1 pseudogene is annotated in these 2,117 nt (G+C 74.1%); it reads left to right on the top strand.

Annotated features, from left to right (window positions below):
* A pseudogene (locus AC27KI_RS23400) lies at positions 1-2,117 on the top strand (RHS repeat-associated core domain-containing protein); the annotation flags it as partial.

Below are 2,117 nucleotides of genomic sequence, written 5' to 3'. Positions count from 1 at the left end.
CTCGTGCTGCCCGATGGCGCCGAGCAGCGCGACCGCTACGACAGCGCGGGCCGGCGCGTGGCGCACACCGATCCGCTGGGGCGCACCACCTGGTGGCGCTACGACGGCGCCGGGCGGCTGCTGGGCACGCAGCACCCCGACGGGCGCAGCACCCGCTATCGCTGGGGCGAGGCAGGCTCGGCGCAGGACGGCCTGCTGCTGCAGAGCGTGGGCCTGGGGGCGCTGCCAACCCACATGGACTACGACGCCTGGGGCCGGCTGCGGCAGGTGACCGTGGGCGATCCCCAGGGCCTGGATGCCCCGGCCCTGGCCACCCGCTTCGAATACGCCCCCCTCACGGCCGAGGGCGCCATCGACCTCGCCACGCAGCCCTGGTGCGACCAGCCCGTGGCCGTCATCGACGCGCAGGGCGGGCGCAAGGAACTGGCCTACAACGGCTGCGGGCAACTCACGCGCCACACCGACTGCTCGGGCCGGGTGCATGCCTGGCACTACGGCGCCTTTGGCGAAGTGCGCGAGAGCATCGATGCCCTGAACCAGCGCACGCGCTACCAGTACGACGGCGCGGGCCGGCCCACCCGCGTCATGGCGCCCGACGGCTCGCAGGTGCAATACCGCTGGGGCCCGAACGGCCAATTGCAGGCGGCCACGCACAGTGCGCAGCCCGTGGGGGAGGGGGATGCCGCGGGCCACAGCGCCTTGCCCAGCACCTCCGTCACCTACGGGCACGACCTGTGGGGCCGCGTCGTCGCGCAAACCCAGGCCGGCCAGGGATTCGCGCTGCGCTACGACGTGGCGGGCCGTCTGGTGGAGCTCATCAACGAGAACCAGGCCGTCACCCGCTTCGTGCACGACGTGCAGGACCGGCTGGTGCAAGAGGTGGGATTCGACGGGCGCGTGCAGGTCTATGGCTACGACGCCGCCGGCCAGCTTGTGCACAAGAGCGACGGGCACGGGCAGGGCCACCACCCGGGCGTGCAGGGGATGGCCGGGCAAGGAATGGCCGGGCAGGGGACGGCCGCCCAAGGGCTGGGCGCCACCGTGAGGAGCCGCAACCACCACGATGCGGGCGGGCGCATCGTGGCCCGCGTGCTGGTCCGCTCCCCGGGCCTGCCAAGCGCGCAGGGCAACGACGCCAGCGCCCATGACCGCGGCGAGAGCCTGCAGATCCAGGCCTACGAGTACGACGACCGCGGCGCCCTCGCCGTGGCCCGCACGTGGAGCGCGCACCTGCCCTGGGTGGCAGAACAAGGCCGCGCCCACCCCCAGACCCACGTCCAGACCCACGTCCAAACCCTGGGCGAGCAATGGCTGGACGCGCCCGCCCCGCTGCTGCAAGCCCTGCTGGCCCTGGGCGCAACCTCTGCCGCAGAGCCCGATCCGGCCCTGGCCGAAGCCGCGCAGCGCCTGCAGGCCGAGCGCCTCATCGCCGACACCCGCGTGGCCCTGGAGCGCGACGCCTTCGGCCGGTCCACGGGCGAGGCGCAGACCCTGTACCGGCAGGCGCATGCCGCGCCCCTGCTGGGCGGCGAGCCAGAGCCCGAGTTCGAACACCGCATCGCGCACCGCCTGGGGGCGCTGGGGCAGCGGCTGGGCAGCCAGCTGCAGGGCCTGGGCGAGCTGGACTGGCTGGCCTACGGCTCGGGCCACGTGCACGGGCTGCTGCTGGACAAGACCCCGGTGCTGGCCATCGAACGCGATGCGCTGCACCGGGAGGTCGCGCGCACCCTGCAACTGGACAGCGCCACGGATCTGACCCATGCCGCAGTCACCCAGACCCGGCGCCTGGACCCCATGGGCCGGCTGCTGCAGCAGGACTGGCAAGGCCTGCCCTCGGCAGGATTGGCGCAGGCACCGGGCCCGCTCGCCGCCCTGTCCGTGCGCCGCTACACCTACGACGCGCTGGGCCAACTGGTGGGCGTGCAGACCCCGTTGGATGCCACGCGCTACCACTACGACGTGCACCAGCGCCTGATCGGCGTGGCGCATGCGGCCGCCGACGCCGTGCAGCAGCGGCGCTGGCGGCTCGATCCGGCGGGCAACCGGCTGCCGGACCCCTCGGGCCAGGACGCGGCCCCGGGTGCGGACCGCCAGGACTGGGCGAGCCAGGTGCAGCA

Source organism: Acidovorax sp. KPB24-03, assembly GCF_057546605.1.
The sequence above is the reverse complement of the archived record's forward strand: the minus strand, read 5'-3'. Positions and strand labels throughout refer to the sequence as shown.